This is a genomic window from Bradyrhizobium lablabi (genome assembly GCF_900141755.1).
Lineage (GTDB): Bacteria > Pseudomonadota > Alphaproteobacteria > Rhizobiales > Xanthobacteraceae > Bradyrhizobium > Bradyrhizobium lablabi_A.
Genome location: NZ_LT670844.1, coordinates 866,070 through 886,708, shown reverse-complemented (window position 1 = coordinate 886,708; position 20,639 = coordinate 866,070). Strand labels below are relative to the sequence as shown.

Annotated in this window: 17 protein-coding genes; 8 read left to right on the top strand and 9 right to left on the bottom strand. The window is 60.7% G+C overall.

Annotated features, from left to right (window positions below; translation table 11 throughout):
* Positions 1 to 57 precede the first annotated feature (57 nt).
* From B5526_RS04260 to B5526_RS04245, 4 genes are all read left to right on the top strand, one after another.
* Entirely contained in the window at positions 58 to 1,524 is a 1,467-nt protein-coding gene (locus tag B5526_RS04260; RefSeq protein ID WP_079537075.1) for an MmgE/PrpD family protein, read from the top strand.
* A 20-nt stretch (positions 1,525 to 1,544) separates the two neighbouring features.
* Positions 1,545 to 2,996, top strand: coding sequence for an MmgE/PrpD family protein (locus tag B5526_RS04255; RefSeq protein WP_079544684.1), 1,452 nt, complete (start codon positions 1,545 to 1,547; stop codon positions 2,994 to 2,996).
* 110 nt (positions 2,997 to 3,106) lie between these two features.
* Positions 3,107 to 5,269, top strand: a complete 2,163-nt coding sequence (locus B5526_RS04250) for a carboxypeptidase-like regulatory domain-containing protein (protein ID WP_079537074.1) — start codon at positions 3,107 to 3,109, stop codon at positions 5,267 to 5,269.
* Between the two features lie 64 nt (positions 5,270 to 5,333).
* Positions 5,334 to 6,128: a fumarylacetoacetate hydrolase family protein gene (locus tag B5526_RS04245; protein WP_079537073.1), complete on the top strand. Its 795-nt coding sequence runs from the start codon at positions 5,334 to 5,336 to the stop codon at positions 6,126 to 6,128.
* 807 nt (positions 6,129 to 6,935) lie between these two features.
* On the opposite strand, the gene B5526_RS04235 is transcribed toward B5526_RS04245, so the two are convergent.
* Genes B5526_RS04235 through B5526_RS04220 form a run of 4 tightly spaced genes read right to left on the bottom strand, consistent with a single transcriptional unit; the run spans position 6,936 to position 11,418 of the window.
* Positions 6,936 to 7,790 carry an FAD binding domain-containing protein gene (locus tag B5526_RS04235; RefSeq protein ID WP_079537071.1) on the bottom strand — a complete coding sequence of 285 codons (855 nt, stop codon included), beginning with the start codon at positions 7,788 to 7,790 and terminating at the stop codon, positions 6,936 to 6,938.
* Entirely contained in the window at positions 7,787 to 10,159 is a 2,373-nt protein-coding gene (locus B5526_RS04230; protein ID WP_079537070.1) for a xanthine dehydrogenase family protein molybdopterin-binding subunit, read from the bottom strand. The genes B5526_RS04235 and B5526_RS04230 overlap by 4 nt, the downstream gene beginning before the upstream one ends.
* Positions 10,152 to 10,649 (bottom strand): (2Fe-2S)-binding protein, encoded by a 498-nt coding sequence (locus B5526_RS04225; protein WP_079537069.1) that lies wholly within the window; start codon positions 10,647 to 10,649, stop codon positions 10,152 to 10,154. Before B5526_RS04225 ends, B5526_RS04230 begins: the two co-directional genes overlap by 8 nt.
* A gap of 49 nt (positions 10,650 to 10,698) precedes the next feature.
* Positions 10,699 to 11,418, bottom strand: a complete 720-nt coding sequence (locus B5526_RS04220; protein WP_079537068.1) for a hypothetical protein — start codon at positions 11,416 to 11,418, stop codon at positions 10,699 to 10,701.
* A 92-nt stretch (positions 11,419 to 11,510) separates the two neighbouring features.
* Between B5526_RS04220 and B5526_RS04215 the strand changes: the two genes are divergently transcribed.
* The 4 genes from B5526_RS04215 to B5526_RS04200 all read left to right on the top strand — a co-directional run bounded on the left by B5526_RS04215 (position 11,511) and on the right by B5526_RS04200 (position 14,927).
* On the top strand, positions 11,511 to 12,002 hold the full coding sequence (locus tag B5526_RS04215) for a winged helix-turn-helix transcriptional regulator (RefSeq protein ID WP_079537067.1): 492 nt from the start codon (positions 11,511 to 11,513) through the stop codon (positions 12,000 to 12,002).
* Between the two features lie 177 nt (positions 12,003 to 12,179).
* Positions 12,180 to 12,977, top strand: a complete 798-nt coding sequence (locus B5526_RS04210; RefSeq protein WP_079537066.1) for an enoyl-CoA hydratase/isomerase family protein — start codon at positions 12,180 to 12,182, stop codon at positions 12,975 to 12,977.
* Positions 12,978 to 12,979: 2 nt separating this feature from the next.
* Positions 12,980 to 14,245 carry a CaiB/BaiF CoA transferase family protein gene (locus tag B5526_RS04205; protein WP_079537065.1) on the top strand — a complete coding sequence of 422 codons (1,266 nt, stop codon included), beginning with the start codon at positions 12,980 to 12,982 and terminating at the stop codon, positions 14,243 to 14,245.
* A 178-nt stretch (positions 14,246 to 14,423) separates the two neighbouring features.
* On the top strand, positions 14,424 to 14,927 hold the full coding sequence (locus B5526_RS04200; RefSeq protein ID WP_172841966.1) for a winged helix-turn-helix transcriptional regulator: 504 nt from the start codon (positions 14,424 to 14,426) through the stop codon (positions 14,925 to 14,927).
* A gap of 335 nt (positions 14,928 to 15,262) precedes the next feature.
* On the opposite strand, the gene B5526_RS04195 is transcribed toward B5526_RS04200, so the two are convergent.
* From B5526_RS04195 to B5526_RS04175, 5 genes are all read right to left on the bottom strand, one after another.
* On the bottom strand, positions 15,263 to 15,922 hold the full coding sequence (locus B5526_RS04195; RefSeq protein WP_197688412.1) for a nucleoside 2-deoxyribosyltransferase: 660 nt from the start codon (positions 15,920 to 15,922) through the stop codon (positions 15,263 to 15,265).
* Positions 15,923 to 15,992: 70 nt separating this feature from the next.
* Positions 15,993 to 16,946, bottom strand: coding sequence for an isopenicillin N synthase family dioxygenase (locus tag B5526_RS04190; protein ID WP_154071120.1), 954 nt, complete (start codon positions 16,944 to 16,946; stop codon positions 15,993 to 15,995).
* 216 nt (positions 16,947 to 17,162) lie between these two features.
* Positions 17,163 to 18,140, bottom strand: a complete 978-nt coding sequence (locus tag B5526_RS04185) for a hypothetical protein (RefSeq protein WP_079537064.1) — start codon at positions 18,138 to 18,140, stop codon at positions 17,163 to 17,165.
* Positions 18,109 to 19,182 (bottom strand): hypothetical protein, encoded by a 1,074-nt coding sequence (locus tag B5526_RS04180; RefSeq protein ID WP_079537063.1) that lies wholly within the window; start codon positions 19,180 to 19,182, stop codon positions 18,109 to 18,111. Before B5526_RS04180 ends, B5526_RS04185 begins: the two co-directional genes overlap by 32 nt.
* Positions 19,176 to 20,639, bottom strand: a complete 1,464-nt coding sequence (locus B5526_RS04175) for an NAD(P)-binding domain-containing protein (protein ID WP_079537062.1) — start codon at positions 20,637 to 20,639, stop codon at positions 19,176 to 19,178. Before B5526_RS04175 ends, B5526_RS04180 begins: the two co-directional genes overlap by 7 nt.

Below are 20,639 nucleotides of genomic sequence, written 5' to 3'. Positions count from 1 at the left end.
GCGCCCAAGGCGCCGCTGGTCCAATGTAAATCGATCTCAAACGCAGAAGAAAATCATATGCCAATCACGGATCGCCGGACCTTGCTTCAGACCGCAGCCGCACTTCCACTCACGGCGGCCGCCACGAAAATGGCTTTGGCCGAGACCCCGGGCGCCTCGGCTGCCCCCGCAAAACCTGGTCCGGCCAAGGACGTGACGCGCACGCTCGCGCATTATCTCGTCACCGCGAGCTATGACGACCTGCCATCCAATGTGCGCAAGGAGGGCGTGCGGACGCTGTTGAACTGGGTCGGCGTTGCGATCGGCGGATCGCATCATCAAACCGTCGATATCGCGGTCGCGGCGCTGTCGCCGTTTTCCGGTCCGGCGCAAGCCTCGCTGTTCGGGCGGCGCGAGCGATTCGACATCATGAACGCGGCTTTCATCAACGGGGTGTCGAGCCACATCTTCGATTACGACGACACCCATCTGAAGACCATCATTCATCCCGCCGGTCCCGTGGCGTCGGCTATCCTCGCGCTCTCGGAAATGCAGCCGGTTTCGGGCAAGGAGTTCCTCAACGCGCTCGTGCTCGGGGTCGAGACGGAGTGCCGGATCGGAAATGCGGTTTATCCTGACCACTACGATGTCGGCTGGCATATCACCGGTACCGCCGGCGTGTTCGGGTCGGCGGCCGCCATCGGCAAGCTGTTGAAGCTCAACGAGCAGCAAATGGTATGGGCGCTCGGGCTTGCCGCGTCGCAGCCGGTGGGATTGCGCGAGTCCTTTGGCTCGATGAACAAGAGTTTCAATCCGGGCCGCGCGGCCTCCAGCGGCATCTTCGCGGCGATGCTGGCATCGAAGAATTTCACCTCCTCCGACAGCATGATCGAAGCCAAACGCGGCTGGGCCAACACCATCAGCACCAAGCAGGATTACAACGAGATTCTCGGCGATCTCGGCAAACGCTACGAGGCCGCGCTCAACACCTACAAGCCGTTCGCCTGCGGGATCGTGATGCACCCGGCGATCGATGCCGCCATTCAATTGCGCAACGAGAACAAGTTGACCGCCGACCAGATCGAGCGCGTCGATCTCAAGGTACATCCGCTGGTGCTCGAACTCACCGGCAAGAAGACGCCGCGCGAGGGTCTCGAGGGCAAGTTCAGCATCTATCATGCTGTAGCTGTCGCGCTGGTCGAGGGTGCGGGTGGCGAAAAGCAGTTCAGCGACCGCGCCGTGAACGACCCGACCATTGTCGCGTTGCGCGGCAAGGTCATTCCGGTGATCACGCCCGGGATCGATCCGGCGCAGGTCGACCTGACGATCGTGCTGAAGGATGGACGTCAATTGCATCGCACTATCGAGCACGCCATCGGCAGCGTGGAGATGCCGATGACCGACCAGCAGCTGGAGACGAAGTTCTCCGACCTCGCGGAAGGCATCATCCCGGCGCCGGCGATCCGCCGGGTGATGGATGCCTGCTGGAACGTCGAAAGCCTGCCGAGTGCGGCCGAGATCGCGAAAATGTCGGTCTCGGCTTGAGCATCGTCGAGAAAGGCCGCATGTCTCAGCGTCAAATGCCGTCGCGTCGCCGCTTGCTGCAATGCGCGGGCGCCGTCACCGCGCTGGCGGCACTCCCGACCCGCATGGTCGCGGCGGCGGATGCCGGCGTGACGGCGCGGCTTGCGCGGTACATGGTCGCGGCGCGGGATCAGGCGTTGCCGGACGCAGTGTTGGTGGAATGCAAGCACCGCATTCTCGACACCTTCGGTGCGATGGTTTCGGGCTCGCGCATGAATCCGGGCATCATGGCGCTGAAATATGTTCGCTCGCTTGGCGGCGAGCAACAAGCCTCGGTGATTGGCTCGGACTTCCGCACCACCACCGTCAACGCCGCGCTCGCGAACGCGATGTGCGCGCATGCCGACGAGACCGACGATTTCGAGCCGGTGACAAAAGCGCATCCCGGCTGCTCGGTGGTTCCGGCCGCGCTGGCGGTGGCCGAGAAGGAAGGCCGCAGCGGCCAGGAATTCATTCGCGCGGTGGCGCTCGGATACGACCTCTGCTGCCGCCTGCTGACGGCGCTGGGGCCCGATTTGGTGCGCGGCACCCACCGCAGCGCGGAGGGTACGTCCTCGACGTTCGGCGCGCTTGGTGCCGCCGCCTCGCTGGCGCGGCTCGATGAGAGGGGCATGCGTTTTGCGATTTCCTATTCCGCGCAGCAGGTCTCCGGGCTGTGGAGCTGGGTCAAGGACAAGGACCATATCGAAAAGGCGTTCGATTTCGCAGGGATGGGCGCGCGCAACGGAGTTACGGCGGTCGGCATGGTGCAGGCTGGCCTGACCGGCGTCGACGATGTGCTCGACGGAACCCACAATCTCCTCATCGCGCTGTCCACCAAGCCGAATCCCGAAGCGATGCTGGAAGGTCTCGGAAGCCGGTTTTACGTCACCGAGACCGCAATCAAGACCTTCTCCGTCGGTTATCCGATCCAGTCGCCCCTGGACGCTTTGCTGACCCTGCGCAAGCAGCATGGACTAACCCCCGACAACGTCCGCAGCATCCTTGTAAAACTTCCGACCGATGCCATGGGCATTGTCGGCGAGAGCGCGATGCCCGACGTCAATTGCCAGCATCTGGTGGCGGTTGCGCTGGTCAAGGGCGCGGTCTCCTTTGCCGACAGTCATGACGTCGCGCTAATGCATGATCCGAAGATCCTGGAGCAAACCGCGAAGGTCAGCTTGACGGGGGACGAGGCGCTGATGGATCCGGCCGCGCCGCGCGGCGCGATTGTCGAGGTAACCATGACCGACGGTAAGAAAGTCGACCATTTCACCAAGTTTCCGCCGGGGACGAAGGAAAATCCGCTCGACACGGAGGCCGTCGGCGCAAAGGCATCGGACCTGATGGCGCCCGTGCTTGGCGCGGAAAAGACGAAAAAGCTGGTCGATCAGATCAACAATCTGGAACGGGTAGACGATGTGCGTGCCCTGCGCGCGCTGTACACGACCTGATCCCGGACTTAAGACAGGTTGAGCACGAATATCGACGATTGCGCTGGATTGCTTGACAAGATAGCGGCGTAAGATGGTGCAAGCCACGCCGTATCATAAAAAGGGGAAACATGAAATTGAAGCAGATCATTGCCGGCTGCCTCGGGGCTTTTGCCATGCTGCACGCCAGCGCATCCACTGCGGCAAGCATTGACGTATCAGCGCACGACATCGGCGGGCAGGTGACCGGTGACAAAGGCCCCGAAGCGGGTGTGTGGGTGATCGCCGAAACCAAGGAGCTTCCGACCAAATATGCCAAGGTCGTGGTAACCGACGATCAGGGCCGCTTCGTCATTCCCGATCTTCCGGATGCCAATTACAAGGTCTGGGTTCGCGGCTATGGGCTGCAGGACACCGCGCAGATCGACGCTCGCCCCGGAAAATTGCTCGACTTCAAGGCCGCGCCCGCGGCTTCGGCCGCGGCGGCGGCTCAGCTCTATCCCGGCATGTACTGGTATTCCATGCTCGATATCCCGGCGCCTGAGGAATTTCCCGGGACCGGCGACAAGGGCAACAAGATGCCGGACACCATGAAGAGCCAGGCGCAATGGGTGGATACGGTCAAGAACATGTGCCAGTCGTGCCATGCGCTGGGGTCGCGCGGCATCCGCGAAGTGCCGAAGGCGTTCATGGACGGGAACGACTCGCACACGGCATGGGCGCTGCGCACGCAGGCCGGGCAGGCCATGGAATATATGGCGGTGGCGCTCGGCAGCATGGGGCCGGAAAAAGTCTATACGCTGTTCTCGAAGTGGACCGACCGAATCGCGGAAGGCGAATTGCCGTTCGACAAGCCGGAGCGGCCGAAGGGCATCGAGCGCAACGTCGTCTACACGATGTGGGATTGGGCCTCGCCCAAGCATTACCAGCACGACGCGATCTCGACCGACAAGCGTAACCCGACGCTGAACGCCAACGGCCTGATCTACGGCTCGCCCGAGGAAAGTACCGATCTCATTCCGACCCTCGACCCGGTCAAGAATATCGCGTCAACGATCAAGGAGCCTTATCTGGATCCGAAAACCCCATCGTCGGAAGATGCGCCGCGGGGACCTTCGGCCTATTGGGGAGACGAGGCGATCTGGGATGGCCATACCAGCATTCACAATCTCATGATGGATGAGGAGGGCAAGGTCTGGTTCACCGCGCGGCTGCGCCCGCCGGAAAATCCGGATTACTGCAAGCAGGGCTCGAGCCATCCGTCCGCGAAGGTTGCGCCGCAGGCGACCTCACTGCGGCAATTGTCGCGCTTCGACCCGGGAAGCGGAAAATGGGATCTGATCAACACCTGCTTCAGCACCCATCATCTTTACTTCGGACACGACCCCAACGATACGCTGTGGATGAGCGCGGGCGGGCCCGGGCTTGGCGGCGGCATTGTCGGCTGGCTGAACACGAAACAGTTCCGCGAAACGCATGACGGCGTGGCGTTGCAGGGCTGGACGCCGCTGATCATCGACACCAACGGCAACGGCAAGCGCGATGCCTATGTCGAAGCGAAAGATCCGCTCGACCCGACAAAGGACAAGCGGATCGCAGCATCTTTCTACGGCATCATGCCAAGCCCGGTCGATGATTCCATCTGGGGCCAGGCGATGGACCGCGGCTTCTCGCGGATCGATCAGCCCGGCTATATCGTCCACGTGATGCCCGGCGCCGATCCGGCCAATACGGCGCTCGCTGAAGTGTATCAGCCGCCGGAAGGCGCCTTTGGTCCGCGCGGCATCGATCTCGGACTGGACGGCGTGGTCTGGACGGTGCTCTCCAGCGGTCACCTGGCGAGCTTCGACCGCAAGCTGTGCAAGGGACCGCTCAACGGGCCGACCACGGCGGAAGGCAAGCAGTGCCCCGAGGGCTGGAAGCTCTATCGATTGCCCGGACCGCAATTCAAGGGGCTCGATCCCAAGGGCAGCGCCAACCATGCCTATTACGTCTGGGTCGACCGCTACAACATCCTCGGCCTCGGCGCCAACGTGCCGATCGCCTGCGCCAACGGCGGCGAGTCGCTGCTCGCTTTGGTCAACGGCGAATTCGTCACGTTGCGGATGCCTTATCCGCTCGGCTTCTTTACCAAGAATGTCGACGGCCGGATCGACGACCCCTCGACCGGCTGGAAAGGTCGCGGTATCTGGACCACCTCAGGCACCCGCGCGAACTTCCACAGTGAGGGCGGCAAGGATGCGTATCCCAAGGTGTTCAAGGTGCAGATGCGTCCCGACCCCTTGGCCCACTGATCTCTGCAATTCTATTCGGCTCCGCACGCCGGACGCGTGCGGAGCGCCTTTCAGGAGAAACATCATGAGAAAAACCTCCCGGCGCGATCTGCTCGCGGCAGCCGCGGGCGCCACCGCTGCGGTCGCGATCACCGACGCCAGCCCGGCCACAGCCCAAGCCGGGCCCAAACCGATCTTCCCGGTGCCGGCAACGACAATCCCGATCGTCGGCGAGACCGATGTGTTTCAGGTCCGCCGCATCTATTGCATCGGCCGCAATTACGCAGCCCATGCGATCGAGCGCGGCTCCGATCCGAACCGGGAGCCGCCGTTCTTCTTCCAGAAGCCGACCGATGCGATCCAGAATGTTGCGATCGGCGAAGTCGCGGATCATCCCTATCCGTTGCTGACCAAGAACTATCATCACGAGGTCGAGCTGGTGGCGGCGCTGAAATCGGGCGGCACCAATATCCCGCCGGAACAGGCGCTCGATCACGTCTACGGCTATGCGCTCGGCCTCGACATGACGCGGCGCGACCTGCAGAACGGCATGGCGGCGGAAAAGAAGCCGTGGGAAATCGGCAAAAGCTTTGATCATGCCGCAGTCCTCGGCCCGCTCCATCCGGTCGGCAAAGTCGGCCATCTCGGCAAAGGCGCGATCTCGCTCGCCGTCAATGGCGTGGTGCGGCAGAATTCGGATCTCGACAAGATGATCTGGAGCGTCGCCGAGCAGATCGCAAAACTGTCGGAAGCGTTCGAGCTTAAGGCCGGCGACATCATCTATTCCGGCACGCCGGAAAATGTCGGCGCGGTCGTGAAGGGTGACGTGCTCTTGTGCAAACTTCAGGGTTTGCCCGACATGTCGATCAGGATCGTTTAGCGCTTCTTCTACGATTTAAGTCCCCGCTCTGCGATGTCGTACGCCAGATAGGCGTCAGCCGCTCTGCGTGAAGCTTGTTTCTATAGTCGGCCGCTTTTGGCGCGAAGCGGCCGTTCATGCCCAACAGCATCTCGTGGTCGATAAGCATGAGTTAGAAATGGAGGCTATTCGGATTATCGTGTTGAACTGCTATGTCGGGTAGAGAATTGGTTCGGGTGGATTCTGTAGCGGCCTGCCCTCGCTCAGGCTTGTAGCCATAGCTGGCGAATCTCGAACTCGCGGCTTCCAGGGGCGTAAAAGATGACCCAGGAGTTCAGCCCAGCGTGACGCCGCGCGCGGCGCCCTGTGTGAAGCTATAGGTTCGGAATCGTGCACGGCAGCCCCACGATCATCCCGATGTTAGCAATCTAGAGGCCGTTACCGGTTACGACGGTGCGGCCGCGCACCACGTAAGAACGCGGCTAATTAATTGGAGAAAATGCAATGCGTTCTGGCTTGGCATTATGCCTTTTGATCGCTCTCTGTGCTTCTGCGAACGCCGCCGCAAGAGGGCATCATGCCAAATCGCGATATGTCATCGTTCGTCCCAGCCAGGCCGTGATCCCAAGCTACGCCACTCCGGGTGGTGTGCGGATCTATCGCGACGACTCCGTTCCGGGTGGTCTGCGGACCGACCACGACGACCCTCCTGCCTACGATGATCCATCCAAGTTTGGCGGCGGCTGATCTGCGGCGACCAGATGACGTGTACGCCAAAGTTCTCGCGTGACATGGCGCAAAGCTGACGTCCGTCCGCAAACCGCATGGCTAGACGGCGCTCAGCGACGCCAGCGCCCTGAAAACCTCGGTCTTGACGAGATGTTTGCGATAATCCGCGGACGCGTAATGGTCTGAAAGGCATTCGGCCTGCTCGCTGGCAAGCGATGCGGCCGCTTCGATGTTTTCGCTCGATAGTGATTTGCCGATCAGGCGCGCACTCGCGGCGTCCGCCGCGAAGGCCCTGCCGGTTGCGCCGGTGATGCCGATGGCGGCTTCCGAAACAATATTGTCTTGCAGGCACAGCGCGATCGCGACTCCGACCACGGCATAGCCGCTCGCGGGATGGCGGATCTTGCGATAGCGGAAGTGGGCACCGGCTGCCGGCCGCGGAACGTGGATGGCCACCAGCACCTCTTCGGGCTTAAGCGCGGTGGTCATGATGTCGACGAAGAAGTCCTTTGCGGCAACGCGCTTGCGGCCGTTCGGACCAGCAAGCTCCAGTTCCGCGCGCAGCGCGACGACCACTGCCGGCCAGTCCGCCGCGGGATCCGCATTGGCCAGCGAGCCGCCGATGGTGCCGCGATTGCGCACCTGCGGGTCGGCAATCAGGTCGCCGGTTTGATGGAAGATCGGCAGCAGCTTGCGCAGCGGTTCGGACGCGAGCAACTCGGCATGCGTTGTCAGCGCGCCGATCCTGATGCTGTCGGCGATCTCAATTCCCTTCAATTCCTCGATATCGCCGATGTCGATCAACAGCGCTGGCGATGCGAGGCGCAATTTCAAAGTCGGGATCAGCGTGTGGCCACCGGCAACGAGTTTTGTACCGTCGGGATCCTCTCGTAGCAGGCCGATGGCGTGCGCGAGCGAGGTTGCGCGAACGTAATCGAATGACGCCGGAATCATCGGCCTGCTCCCTTGCGTGCGTTCTGGATCGCCGACCAGATGCGCGGCGGTGTCATCGGCATGTCGAGATGTTTGATCCCCAACGGCGATAGCGCATCGAGCACGGCGTGAACCATGCATGGCGGCGCCGCGATCGACCCGTTTTCGCCGATTCCTTTTACGCCGATCGGGTTGGTCGGCGAGGGCGTCTCCTGAAACAGCGATCGTATGTTTGGAACATGTTCGGCGCGGGGCACCGCATAGTCGAGCAGCGAGCCGGTCATTAATTGTCCGGTATCGCCGTCGTAGCTGACCTCTTCATAGAGAGCCTGCGCGATGCCCTGCACCACGCCGCCATGAATCTGTCCGGCGGCGAGCAGCGGATTGATGATGGTGCCGGCGTCGTCCACGGCGACATAATCGAGAATATCGACAATCCCGGTCTCGGGATCGACATCGACATAGGCCATGTGTATGCCCGAAGGCGACCCCATTCCCTTCGGAGTGTAAAACACCGTCTCGTCGAGACCCGGCTCCAGGTCGTCCGGGAGCTTGTGGCCGACATAGGCCATGCGGGCCACTGTGCCGAACGCCAGAGGCGCGATATCGGTGCCGGGAACGCTGAATTGTCCGGCCCGGTAGGAAACATCCCCTTCGTCCACTTCGAGCATGCCTGCGGCAATCTTCTTGGCCTTTGCGACGACGCGGTGGGAGGAGACGTGAACGCTGGAGCCGCCCACCGACATCGAGCGGGAGTTGAACGTGCCGTGGCCGGCCTGGACCTGTCTCGTGTCACCCTGCACCACGTCGATATGCTCGATCGGAATTTGCAGGACATCGGCGGCGATTTGCGCCAGCGAGGTGACGTGGCCATGGCCCTGACTCATGGAGCCGGAAAAAATCGTCACCCGACCGCTCGAGTCGACGCTCACGCGCGCGCTTTCCCAGCCGCCGCGGTTAAAGCCCAGCAGCGCCAGCCGCCGTGACGGCGCCATGCCGCACATATGGGTATAGGCCGCAACACCGATGCCGCGATAACGGCCTTTTGCCCGCATCTGGTCGCGTTCGCTGCTGCGCGCCGCATAATCGAAGGCATCCATCGCCTTCGCCAGGCAGCCTTCATAGTTGCCGCTATCGTAAATCACGGAGGAGCCGTTATATGGCTTGTAGGGAAAATCAGCGCGCTGAATGAAATTTTTCTGCCGCACATGAACCTGATCGAGGTTGAGGTGACGCGCGACCGCGTCGATCGCGCGTTCGGCGATGTATCCGCCCTCGGGCCGGCCGTAACCGCGATAGGCGTCGACCGGCACCGTGTTGGTCACGACCACCCGGGACCGCGCCTCGTAGTTTTCGATTTTGTAGGTGCCGGTGCCAAAATTGATCGTATTCGCGGTTGGACCGCCAGTTGCCATGTTCGACAAATAAGCGCCGACATTGCCCAGCGTCTCGACCTTGAGGCCAAGAATCTTGCCGTCGTTGCGGAACGCAATTTCGATTGTTTCCGTATGCGCCCGGCCATGGTTTGTCGACTGATGGCTTTCGGAGCGCGATTCCCACCATTTTATGGGCACGCCGAGCCGGCGCGCCAGATACGGGCAGAGCAGTTCCTCCGGGTAGAGATGCATCTTCGCGCCGAAACCGCCGCCAATGTCCGGCGCCACGATCCGCAACTGATGTTCTGAAATGCCGACCGTGTCGGCGATCCAGCGGCGATGCATGTGCGGAACCTGGCTCTGCATGTAAACAGTCAGGGTGCCGTCGACGTCAGGCTGAGCCAGAATGGCGCGCGTTTCCATGCATGTCGGGATCAGGCGATTGTTGGCGACGCGAAGACTGATGACATGATCGGCCTCCTGCGCGGCTTTGCTGTAGTCGCCGCCACCGACCTTGTAGATCGTGGTGATATTGTTCGGCACGTTGTCGTGTAGTTGCGGCGCGTCCTCGCGGATCGCGGCTTCCTCGTCGACAACTGCGGGAAGTATTTCATAATCGACATCGATAAGTCCCACCGCGTCGTGCGCCATGGCCTGCGTCTCGGCGACCACGAGCGCGACGCATTCGCCGACGAAACGAACCCGGTCGACGGCGACGACCGGCCGGTCCGGCACTTTTGTGCCCGGCATGATCCAGTTCGGAACGATCGAGCCGATCTTGCCGGCGAGGTCTTCGCCGGACAAAGCCAATCGAACGCCCGGCGCTGCCTTTGCCGCGGCAAGATCGACCTGCCTGACGATGGCGTGCGCATGCGGCGATCGCAGCACCGCCAAATGCAGCATGCCCGGCGCCTTCAAGTCGTCGGTATAACGTCCCTTGCCGGTGACGAACTTGAAATCTTCGCGCCGCCGCAGCGGCTGGCCGAGATATTTGATGGCGGTTATCTCAGTCATGACGATGCGCCTCCGACGCCAAGGATTCAACGGCGCGCACGATGTTGTGGTAGCCCGTGCAGCGGCAAATGTTGCCGGTGAGGTTATGACGGATTTCACTCTCCGTCGGGTTCGGGTTTTTCTTGAGCAACTGGCGCACGCTCATGATCATCCCCGCTGTGCAGAAGCCGCATTGCAGAGCGTGATGTTCGTGGAAAGCCGCCTGAATCGGATGCAACGCACCATCGCCCGGCGCGAGGCCTTCGATCGTCGTGATCGAGGATCCATCCGCCATGACCGCGAGAACCGTGCAGGATTTGACGGCCTCGCCGTCGATATCGACGGTGCAGGCGCCGCATTGCGAGGTGTCGCAGCCAACATGGGTTCCGGTGAGGCCGAAATCGTCCCGCAACAAATGTACCAACAGTTTCCGTGCTTCGACCGAAGCGTCCCGCCGGACGCCATTGACGTTGATGGTCACGACGTGATGCTTTTGTTCGGTATCGATCATTGATTCCTCCGATAGCGTGGCTGCGCGAGACGGGATGTCCAAACTCCGCTTATGAGAAGCGGATGTCAGCGATATCAATCGCCACGAACACTGGATCCAGAACGGCGCTGCCGTCAGGCTTCCTGCGCAGCGCCCGCCGCTTCGTGGCAATCTTGATTCCGGAAAAATCCCTGTGGTCGTACAAATAGTGCGCGGTCGGTGCGCCGCCGGCGACAATCGCGCTGTAGTCCATACGGCAGATCAGGCCTTGGTCATTGATGTGAAAGATCTGCTCGGCGCAGTGGGTTGCAATGTGATCGGGAAAGACGACCTTCAGTCGCCGGCGCCTTACGCCGTCCTCGGGCCATGGCTCGATCTCTTCCGTCTTGAATCCCGGCAGCGCAAAGATGAAAGGCGTCGTCAGGTAATTCCACATCGCGTAGCCGCTGAAATAGGCGAGATTCAAATCGTCCCACGGGGTTTCGAGGGTGTGGCCGTCAAACGAGTTGCGGGGATTCTTTCGATCCTTGATCGGCTCTCCGTCGTGCGTTTCGATCACGCTGTGGTCGGGCAGGCATGAACTGCGCAGGCTCCCACTGATAAAGGGCTGGTAGCTGATCCATTGGTTTTTGGCGTCGGCAGTGACCTGAATGTCCTTGAGCACATCAGGCCAGCCTTTTCGTGCCCAGAGTGCGCCGGTGATGGACATGTCGCCCTCGATGGCATTCACTTTATTCCAGCGCTCGATGCCACCATGTGCAGAGATCACGAGGTCACGAAGCTCGCTCATGCTGATTTTCCCATTCCACGAGATGTTCCAGCAGCGACGACACTGGACGATTTGTCACTCTAATGATAAGAGTTACCAGGAGGCAAGCGTTTATGCGGTCAAAAAGTTTTGAAGGGATGGCGTGCTCGATCGCCGGCGTGCTCGAGGCGATCGGTGACCGCTGGGCGGTGCTGATCCTGCGCGACCTGTCGCTCGGGCTCGCCAGGTACGAGGATTTGCGCCGCTCAACCGGCGTGACCAATGCGACCTTGTCCGATCGGCTAAAACATCTTGAAGACAATGAGTTGATCGAGCGGCGCCTCTATCAGACCAATCCCGAGCGATACGAATATGTTCTGACCCCAAAAGGCAGGGACATCATTCTTGTGCTCCACGCGCTGGCGCAGGTCGGAGATAAATGGGCGGTTTCCGGAGATGCCGGGCCGCCGCTCAGATTTGTCGACCACAAAACCGGACACATCGTGAAACTTGCCATGGTCGACCGGGAGACCGGGCAGCGCGTCAAGGCGCAGGATCTGCTGCCGCAGGAAGGCCCGGGTGCCGATGATCTGGTCCGCTGGCGCCTGACGCATTTCCGGAAATAGCGCTTTCGCACGCTTCGGGTTCGGGCCTGCGGCTGGTCGCAAGTCTCTAGCGACGTTGGGTAAAATGACGATTATCATTTAATACGGAAACTTGACTTGCAAATTGCAAGCCATGTTGTAGGCTGGCTGCAATAAACAAGCCGGGCGCAGCGTCGCGTCGAGACATGGAGGTCCGTCGTGTCCGAGGATGCACTCATTACGCGCGAGCAGCGCGGCAATATCTCTGTGCTGACCATGGTGTACCGGCCCTACAATTTGCTGGGTCCGAAGCTCATCAATGCCATTGTGGAAAATATCGAGGCGGCGCGCGACGCCTCTAGCCGCGCCATCGTGCTGCGCAGCGGGCTGCGGCATTTCTCGGCCGGCGCCGATCTCGACATTTTCGACAAGCGCGTGGCGCAGGGCAGTGGCGATCAAAGCAATGAAAACCGCCGCCTGAACGGCGTCGAATTTTTGCGTTTCATGGAATTGTTGCCGATCCCGCTGATCGCGAGCGTGCACGGCGTCTGCCTTGGCGGCGGGCTCGAATTGGCGCTGTCCTGCGACTACATCATCGCGGCGTCGTCGGCCAAAATCGGCTCGGTGGAGGCAACGCTTGGGCTGCATCCATTGCTAGGCGGCATCCAGCGCCAGGTGCAGCGCATCGGCGCATTGCGCGCCAAGGAAATGTCGATGCTGGCGCGCCGCTACGATGCGCCGACCCTGGAAAAATGGGGACTGATCAATCTGACGGTTCCGGAAGAGCAGCTGGAAAAGGCCACCATGGCGATCGCCGAGGAATTCGCACAAGGTCCGACGGTCGCGCACGCCGCGACCAAGGAGCTCGCGCACATTGCCGTCAATGACGGTGTCGCCGCCGCCGACGAGGCGATGGCAAGGGTGCAGGCGCCGATCTGGGCGTCGGAAGATCTGAAAATCGGCCTTGCCTCGTTCCGCAAGAACGGCCCTGGTCTTGCGAAATTCGCGGGGCGCTGATCATGGCTGGCCCACTCAGCGGAATTCGTATCGTCGACTTTTCCCGCGTGCTAGCGGGTCCCCTGTGCGCGCGGACCTTGCTGGATCTCGGCGCCGAGGTCATCAAGGTCGAGCCACCAAGCCCGGATGTCTCGCGCTTTGCGTTTCCCTCGACCGACGGCATGTCGGGCTATTATGCCCAGCAGAATGCGGGCAAGCGTAACGTCAGCATCAATCTGAACATTCCCGGCGCCTATGAGCTCGCGCTAAAACTCTGCGATATTGCGGATATCGTGGTCGAGAATTTTCGCGCGGGCACGCTCGGCTTCTTCGGCCTCGATTACGAGACGTTGTCAAAACGCAATCCGCGACTGATCTACGCATCGATCACCGGATACGGCCAGGGCGGTCCGTGGCGCAGCCGCATGGCCTATGCGCCGACGGTGCAGGCGGAAGCCGGCTTTACCGAAAACAGTGTCCGCCACTATGGCGACGCCTTGACGGAGCCGCGCACAGACAGTCTCTCGCATGCCGATGTCTACACCGGATTGCAGGCGGTGATTGCGATCCTCGCGGCACTCCACAGCCGGCAGACGACTGGGCAGGGCCAGTATATCGACGTCGCGATGGCTGCAACGTTGTTGGCGGTCAACGAACGCGCTCACGTCGATCTCACTGACCACGATCTCGGCGCGGAGCCCGCGGTGCTCGGCGCCACCGATTGCTCCTTCTTCACGGGGCCGCAGGGCAAGCATTTTACGGTGGCCACGAGCATTGTCGGCAGCCGGACGTTTCCGTCCTGGTTGCGCGCGATGCGACGCGTCGATTTGTTGGACGATCCCAGGTTTTCGAGCGCCGCGACGCGTCGATTGAATTTCGGCGCGCTGCATCAGATCATCCAGTCCTGGATTTTGACTTTCCCCGATATGGCAACGCTGGACGCCCAGTTCGACGAGGCCAAGATCGCGATGGGCGAAATCCGCTCGATCAAGGAGCTGACGAAGTCAGATTGGAGCAGCTATTGGGGTGCGGTCCAGCTTGTTCCGGATCGCAGTGGTGGCGAGTACAAGTTGCCGGGTCGCCCATGGCACTTTTCCAGGGACGAACTGTCGCCGATCGGCACACCGGCTTTTCAGGGAGAACACAACAGAGAAGTGTTTGGCGAACTCGGCGTGAGCGAGGCGGAACTGCAGCGGCTCTCCGAGACCGGCGTGTTGGTCTCCCACCGCCGTGCGCTTGAGCCCGGGACCGAGGTCAAACCACAGGGGGCTGAAGGCCAGGCGGCTTGACTGCGATGCCACTCACCGCATGCCTTCTTGGTGAAGCGATCTCGCGATCGAAAAGGGTAGACGAGGAACGTTGGTCTGCTGCTATAAGCGATCTGGAATCACCGAGGGCAATTTGGCTGCGAGACGTAATTTGAAGCGTTCCCGTTCTTCCAACCAGCAATGCTCGATCGCCCGCGCCATGGACGTGGTCGGCGACCGTTGGTCCATCCTGCTGCTTCGGGAAGCCTATTATGGCACCAGGCGGTTCGATGAGTTTCAATATTATCTTGGCGTCGCACCGAACATTCTCAGCGCGCGTTTGAAGAAATTTGTTGATCTCGGCATGATGACACGCACGCCCCTCCCGGAGCACAGCGGGCGCCATGAATATGTATTGACCAAAAAGGGCCGTGATTTCTTTCCGACTTACCTGGCACTCAAAAAATGGGGCGATGACTGGCTTGCGGAGCCCGCAGGGCCGCAGGTGGTTTTCAAGGACCGCACCAGCGGGCAGCAAATCGAAATTCCGCCCCCCCTGTCAGCGCGGGGAAAGCCATTGCAGCTCGAGGACATCGAAATTGTCCCCGGCACCGGCGCCGTGCCTTTCAACCGAGAGCGATTCGGCGGTCAACTGGCGCGCGACATATCGATCAAGCTGAAGCGTACCCGCGGAGTTCTGCGTAAGAGCCAAAAGAAAAGGTGACGTAGAGTCCCGAAGTTTCTGACCGATAGCATTATCGGTGCTTTTTGAGACGAATTCCTCGTTGCCACTCAAACAGCGCGATGCCGGTATCGTCGAGCGCGACAATGTGAGGTTTTGGTTTTGGGCCAGTATTGGCATGACTCCATGAGCCGTTAATGCGGTCCACTTCAGCGGTGTCGGCAACATCCGTTCGACCAAAGACGGCTAGTGGCGCAAAGCGGTCATTCGTGATCCGGGAATCCAGTGTGCATCAGGGGTTGTCGTCGTACGTCATCGATGGTTTCGCCATCGGACCCGTGTGCGGAACCTCGGCTAGCGGACCCATGTTGAAGCGTTCATGGCTGCTTGGCAAAATATCGTGCCGCCGCCTCGACGCAGGTCTCGAACACGTCGAGCGCATCGAGGCCGCGTGCTTTGCCGTCGGTTGGAAGAAAGATCGGGTATCCGCCGCTATGGACCGCTCCGACAATCATAAGATTGTCGGGCAGGTGGAACCCCTCGATGCCGAGGTCCGCGTGCCTTGCGCCAAGCTGTCTCCGCATGCGGGATTCGAAGTTTTCGGGCGTGTTCGAATAACCAAAGATCGGCTTGCCTTTTCCGAGAAACCAGCCGACCTCGATTAACGTGCCCGCATCGGCGGATGCGCCTGCGAACGGCGTGAGGTTGGCAATGATAATGTCGCTCTTCTCCATGATGGCGACGTCCTTTTCATAAATCGCCTGCCAGACCTCCAGCTCCGTAGGGGCTGCCCCGGCATCCTCGTTGAGCGGAGGCAAACCGCGCAAACCTAATCGCCGGCATATCTCGACCTTCTTTGCGGCGTGCGCGACCGCATTGGGAAGAAACACGTCGGGCCCTGCCAGATAGGCTGTCCCTGTCATAACAGTCTCACCAAAATCGAATCTGAACCGACGAACATAAGTGAAAAATCCGGCCGTTCGGAGCACAATTGCGCTACCAGCCGCGAAAATCGATTCGCGCTGTTGCGGCTTCATTCGTTGAGACCGTGAATGCTGCGCGGTCTCGATTGGTCGAAAGCGTTATAGAAATGGACCTGGTACCCGGTCAGGTCGGTTTGGAAGAATAGGTTGGTTCGAGCCGCGAGCGAAGGAATTCCGCCCCGGTGATCGGGGAGTATTTCGCCGGCCGGTCGGGAGTTATGCAGGTCGGCAAACACGCAACGACGGCGTCCGGATTGGGATCGAGGAAGAACGCCACCGAATAGCGATCCTTGCCCGGCGGACTGACCACTTTGTGCGGCGTCGAAACGTAGACATCATTCGACCATCGCATCAGACAATCCCCGATGTTGCAGACGAAGGCGCCGGGCACGACGGGCGCGTCGAGCCAGCGGCCAGAGCGGTCCCGCACCATCAAGCCGCCAACCGCGTCCGTCGCCAGCAACGTGACATTGCCGTAGTCCGTATGCACTCCCGCGCCGAGTTGTCCCTCGGAAAGAGGCTTCGTGACCGGAGGATAGTGAAGCAGGCGTAGCGTGGCGATCGGCCTGTCGAGCTTGGTCTCGAAGAAATCCGGCTCTAACCCGAGGTCGAGCGCAAATCCGCAATGCAGGTCTCGTCCCAGTCGCCAGACCCGATTAAAATAATCGAGCATGGTGTCGCGAAACCCCGGCATATCCGGCCACAAATTGGCGGCCCGAAAGGGAGCGCTCGCCAAAAGTTCCGGATCGTCGGGCGGAAGCTCGAGGCCGATATTGAAGGCCTCCTTGACGTCGGCGGGTTTGCCCGGATCGAGCGCCTCGCCTCCGAGCCGTATGTAACCACGGTTGCCGCCGGGGCCGGTGAAAGTTGCAGCCTCCCGGATCGTAGCCGGACCGGTAAAGAACGCGGCCGAGCTATCAAAAACGGCATCCATCAATGCCTTTGGGACCCCATGTCCCGTAATATAGAAGAAACCGACCTCGCGGCATGCACGGCCCAAGTCCATTGCGATGGCGTGGGCCTGCTCCGGCGAGCCCTTCACTAGCGGGGCGATGTCAATCACGGGAATGGTGCTCACGTCTTTCTCCTCAGGCGCTCATTAAACCAAAAGCAATATTTGTGCCTCAAGCTTTGCAAAACTGGAGGCATTTACCGTGCGCCGAACGATCGAACACCTGTTTGAACTCGTGGAAGCCAATATCGGCGCGGCGGTCGTCGCGACGGTGGCTTCGCTCGCCATCACGGGCTGCCTGCATTTCTTTTGGGAAGACGCACCCCGCGACGAAACTGCTCTCTACGTCTCCAAGATGTCCGCGCCAGAAAACAACTCCTCGGGTGAAGCTACCTTCGCGATCAGACCATCCTCGGTCATGTAGCGAATAATGACTTGAAGCGTTGCGCGGTTTTTCGCCAAGCCCACCGGCCAGTAATCCTTGCCAAGCCGCTGCTCGGTAAGAAGAAGGCTTTCGAGCTGCCAAGGCAGCATCGTGCACAAGGCGGCCGAGTCGAACAGTCTTTCTCGGGCAATTTTCTGGGCCTGCGCGAAAGCATTGAAGATGGCCAACGTCAGACCGGGATTGGCCTCGGCAAGCTTCCGCTTGACCGCAACGACGTGCATGGGCGGAAAGATGCCGGTCTTCGAAAAATAATCGAGCTCCACCTGCATCGGGTCCGCGAATAAACGGGTCACCGAAGCCGACGGCCAGGTGCTGGGTGCGCGCGCCGTATACAACGCATCGATTTCGCCCTCGGCCAGCAGCACGGCGAGGCTCTTGTCGTTTCTCTGCTCGTGCTTGAAGTGACCGGGATAGAATTGCGGATGCTCGTCGCCGGTGCGCGCGGCCTCCAGCCCCCCGGCAACATAAATCGGCGAGGTGCGTGATAGTCCAAAATGATCTTGAAAGATGCCGCGCAGCCAGACCGCGGCGGCCATGTCGAACACGGGAACTCCGATGCGCTTGCCGGCAAGGTCGGCAGGCTTTTGTATTCCTTTTGCGGTATTGACGAAGACGCTCGAGAACCGGAAGTGGCGCGAGGGGAATACCGGTACTGCCACATATGGTCGCTCCGGGCGTTCCAGCGATCGCAGGTAGGAGGAGAGAGGGAATTCGCAACAGTCAAAAGTGTGCTCGGTCAGCTGCTGGTTGAACAGCGCCTGTACACCCATCAGCGTCACCTCGGCGGCGACGCCTTCGATCGCAACCTCGCCACTGGCGATCGGCCTGGTCCGATCGGAGTCGCTAACGCCTATTTTCAGTGACAACGCGGCCATGACTTCGCTTTCCTTCGACGCTGAGAGTGTTGTAGACGAGCCGCTTCACCAGAACATCCAGAAGCTCCGGCAGCGCGAGCGGGGTCGCGTTGACGCCGCCGCGTGCGTAGATCGCCGTTGCGCGCGGAAGGTCGACCTTGAGGCGACGGGACAAACGCGCGATCGCGTTCTTGCAGTCGTCGGGGAGAGGAAGGCAGGCGATCCGAAGTTCTGCCGGGAGGTGGTCGTTGGCGCCCACGAGCTCGATCCGCTTGGCGCCGACTTTTCGCGACGCCGGCACGTGGTGTAGGGCGCGCTCGCCGCGCGCCAGCACAAAGCTTCGATGGGTGAGCCCTGGGGCGACCCAGGAAATCACGTCGGCATAGCTTCGTCCGATCCGCGCGACGACGTTAGCCAATATTCGCGCCATCTCATTATGCATGACGACGTATTGCCGGCGCTCCTCATCGCCCCATTTCCATTGCGTCGCCGACACGCGCGTCGCAGTCGAGTCCCGTCGCCATGGCGATACCGCATTGCCCCTGTTCTCGAACAGTCCGGGATCATCATAGGCGACCGCGGGAGAAGCCTTGCCGCGAAATTCGGCGATATGCTCGTAGGGAACGACCGCCATGGGTTCCGAAATGACCATGCGGTGCACGACCGTCCCGTTGTTGTCGAGGAGCGGCGACAAGTTCAAAACATCAGGCGAAAAACACGGTTCAAGCCGCGCCAGGAGCCCTTGGGGGAGATAGGACCGGCGGGTCGGCCGGTATCCTTCGTCCAACAGCCGCTGATTGATCGCCATATGCTCGGAGGAAAAAGGATAGGGTTTTGTTTTGGTGCAAGGCATGAACAACAGCACGCGACGTTCTGCGTCGGGAAGCTCGGGTTCGTATTCTTTTTGAATGAACTCCAGCCACTCGGCGATCCGCGGGTGTTTTAAGGAATCGACATTGTCCTGGGGGGAATAAAGGCACAAGGTCTCATCGAGCCGAAACGGCTTCTCTATCTTGAGCGCCGATTCGAGCAGCCGCCTGGGTCGATCTTCAACGCTCACCATGTTTGATTATTCCGCGAAAATTTCTGTGGCTCGCTACCGGCGGTGATGTCAAGCTCCTGCTCATCATAGTCGCGAAGCGATTGCAGATGAGCGTCGGCGTCCTCGATGAACAGCCGGCGGCTCATTCCGGTCGCGATCCGGTCCAGTCCGAATTTGAGCGCGGAAATGCCTGCAGAGCAGGCAAGGCTCGGCATCGCCGCGAATGTGTAGCTGAAAATATTGGCGAGATATGGCGCTGCTCCCTCAGTCTTTTCAGTGAATTGAAAATTGGGAGAGAGATAAGGGTAGGCACCAAGCAGCGGATGCTCCTCGCCGTCGGGCGGATGATAGCGATCGGACCAGCAAGCGATCTTGTCATGGAAACGCGCCAATTCAGGGCGCGCCGCGAGATCGACGGCGAAGCCGGTGCCGGCGATCAGGAAATCGAAGGCCTTCGTCCCCTGCGAAGCCGTGAGCGCAATCTTGTCCCCGTCGAAACGGATGCGTTCAATTGGACAGCCGAGACGTATGGAGAAGTTCTTGAAGCGAGTGCATCTGACAAAGGTTTCTTGCGGAGGAGGCTGGTTCATGTCGAAAATGAGTTTCATGAACCGCCATTTTCGCGCATCGTCCAGATCGCCGAAATGGCGAAGGAAGCCGGCAAACTCCATCCATCGGTTCGGATTGACGGTTGGAAGCTGCTTGCGGCGGACAAATAGCTCGACCGACGCCGCGCCATTCTCGAGTGCCATCGCGGCGTTGTCGAACGCAGAAGCGCCGGCGCCTATCACCGCGACCGACTTTCCCGCAAGCGAAGCAAAATTGATTTGATCCGAGGTGTGGGCATAGCGGTCTCGGGGCAACGCCTCGGCGATTGCCGCTGGCACCACCCAACGCCCGGACCCTTCCATTCCTGTCGCAAGCACGACTTTGCGTGCAAGGAGCCTCTCCGTTTCGCTGCCTCGTCTTGCGTGGACGACGAGCAGGTCATCCAGCGGCTCGATGTCGGTGACCTCGGTTTCGTTGCTGACTTCAATGCCGACGGTCTTGCGGACCCACAAAAGATAGGCCTGCCACAACTCGCGCGGGATCTTGTCCAATCCTTCCCAGGAGCGTTCGCCGAACTGCGCCTGCCACCAGGCGCGCGCCGAGAGGCCGGGGATGCCGAGATCGGGCCCTGTCACGATCTTGGGCGTCCGCAGCTGACGCATGCGGGCGAAGGTCAGCCATGGTCCCTCAAAACCTTCCGGATTCCGGTCGAGCACGCGCAGATTGGTTATTCGCTCGCGCATCAGCCGGAAGGCAATCGATATTCCGCTCTGGCCGCCGCCGACAATGACGACATCATGCACAAGCGTGCCGTTGCGGCGGCGAGGGACCATCCATTGCCGTGTCGGGTATCCGAGACAGTCGAGCTCGAAACGAACGCGCTGCTCAAGCTCGGCGAGGCCGGGATTTGTCGCTTTCGTCGCAATCAT

Bases quoted from the DNA above. Each gene is read 5' to 3' on its own strand.
- B5526_RS04195 (WP_197688412.1), bottom strand. From the start codon at position 15,922: ATGAAGCCGCAACAGCGCGAATCGATTTTCGCGGCTGGTAGCGCAATT.
- B5526_RS04225 (WP_079537069.1), bottom strand. From the start codon at position 10,649: ATGATCGATACCGAACAAAAGCATCACGTCGTGACCATCAACGTCAAT.
- B5526_RS04180 (WP_079537063.1), bottom strand. From the start codon at position 19,182: ATGGTGAGCGTTGAAGATCGACCCAGGCGGCTGCTCGAATCGGCGCTC.
- B5526_RS04185 (WP_079537064.1), bottom strand. From the start codon at position 18,140: ATGGCCGCGTTGTCACTGAAAATAGGCGTTAGCGACTCCGATCGGACC.
- B5526_RS04175 (WP_079537062.1), bottom strand. From the start codon at position 20,639: ATGATTGCGACGAAAGCGACAAATCCCGGCCTCGCCGAGCTTGAGCAG.
- B5526_RS04215 (WP_079537067.1), top strand. From the start codon at position 11,511: ATGCGGTCAAAAAGTTTTGAAGGGATGGCGTGCTCGATCGCCGGCGTG.
- B5526_RS04260 (WP_079537075.1), top strand. From the start codon at position 58: ATGCCAATCACGGATCGCCGGACCTTGCTTCAGACCGCAGCCGCACTT.
- B5526_RS04250 (WP_079537074.1), top strand. From the start codon at position 3,107: ATGAAATTGAAGCAGATCATTGCCGGCTGCCTCGGGGCTTTTGCCATG.
- B5526_RS04245 (WP_079537073.1), top strand. From the start codon at position 5,334: ATGAGAAAAACCTCCCGGCGCGATCTGCTCGCGGCAGCCGCGGGCGCC.
- B5526_RS04255 (WP_079544684.1), top strand. From the start codon at position 1,545: ATGTCTCAGCGTCAAATGCCGTCGCGTCGCCGCTTGCTGCAATGCGCG.
- B5526_RS04235 (WP_079537071.1), bottom strand. From the start codon at position 7,790: ATGATTCCGGCGTCATTCGATTACGTTCGCGCAACCTCGCTCGCGCAC.
- B5526_RS04230 (WP_079537070.1), bottom strand. From the start codon at position 10,159: ATGACTGAGATAACCGCCATCAAATATCTCGGCCAGCCGCTGCGGCGG.
- B5526_RS04200 (WP_172841966.1), top strand. From the start codon at position 14,424: ATGGACGTGGTCGGCGACCGTTGGTCCATCCTGCTGCTTCGGGAAGCC.
- B5526_RS04220 (WP_079537068.1), bottom strand. From the start codon at position 11,418: ATGAGCGAGCTTCGTGACCTCGTGATCTCTGCACATGGTGGCATCGAG.
- B5526_RS04205 (WP_079537065.1), top strand. From the start codon at position 12,980: ATGGCTGGCCCACTCAGCGGAATTCGTATCGTCGACTTTTCCCGCGTG.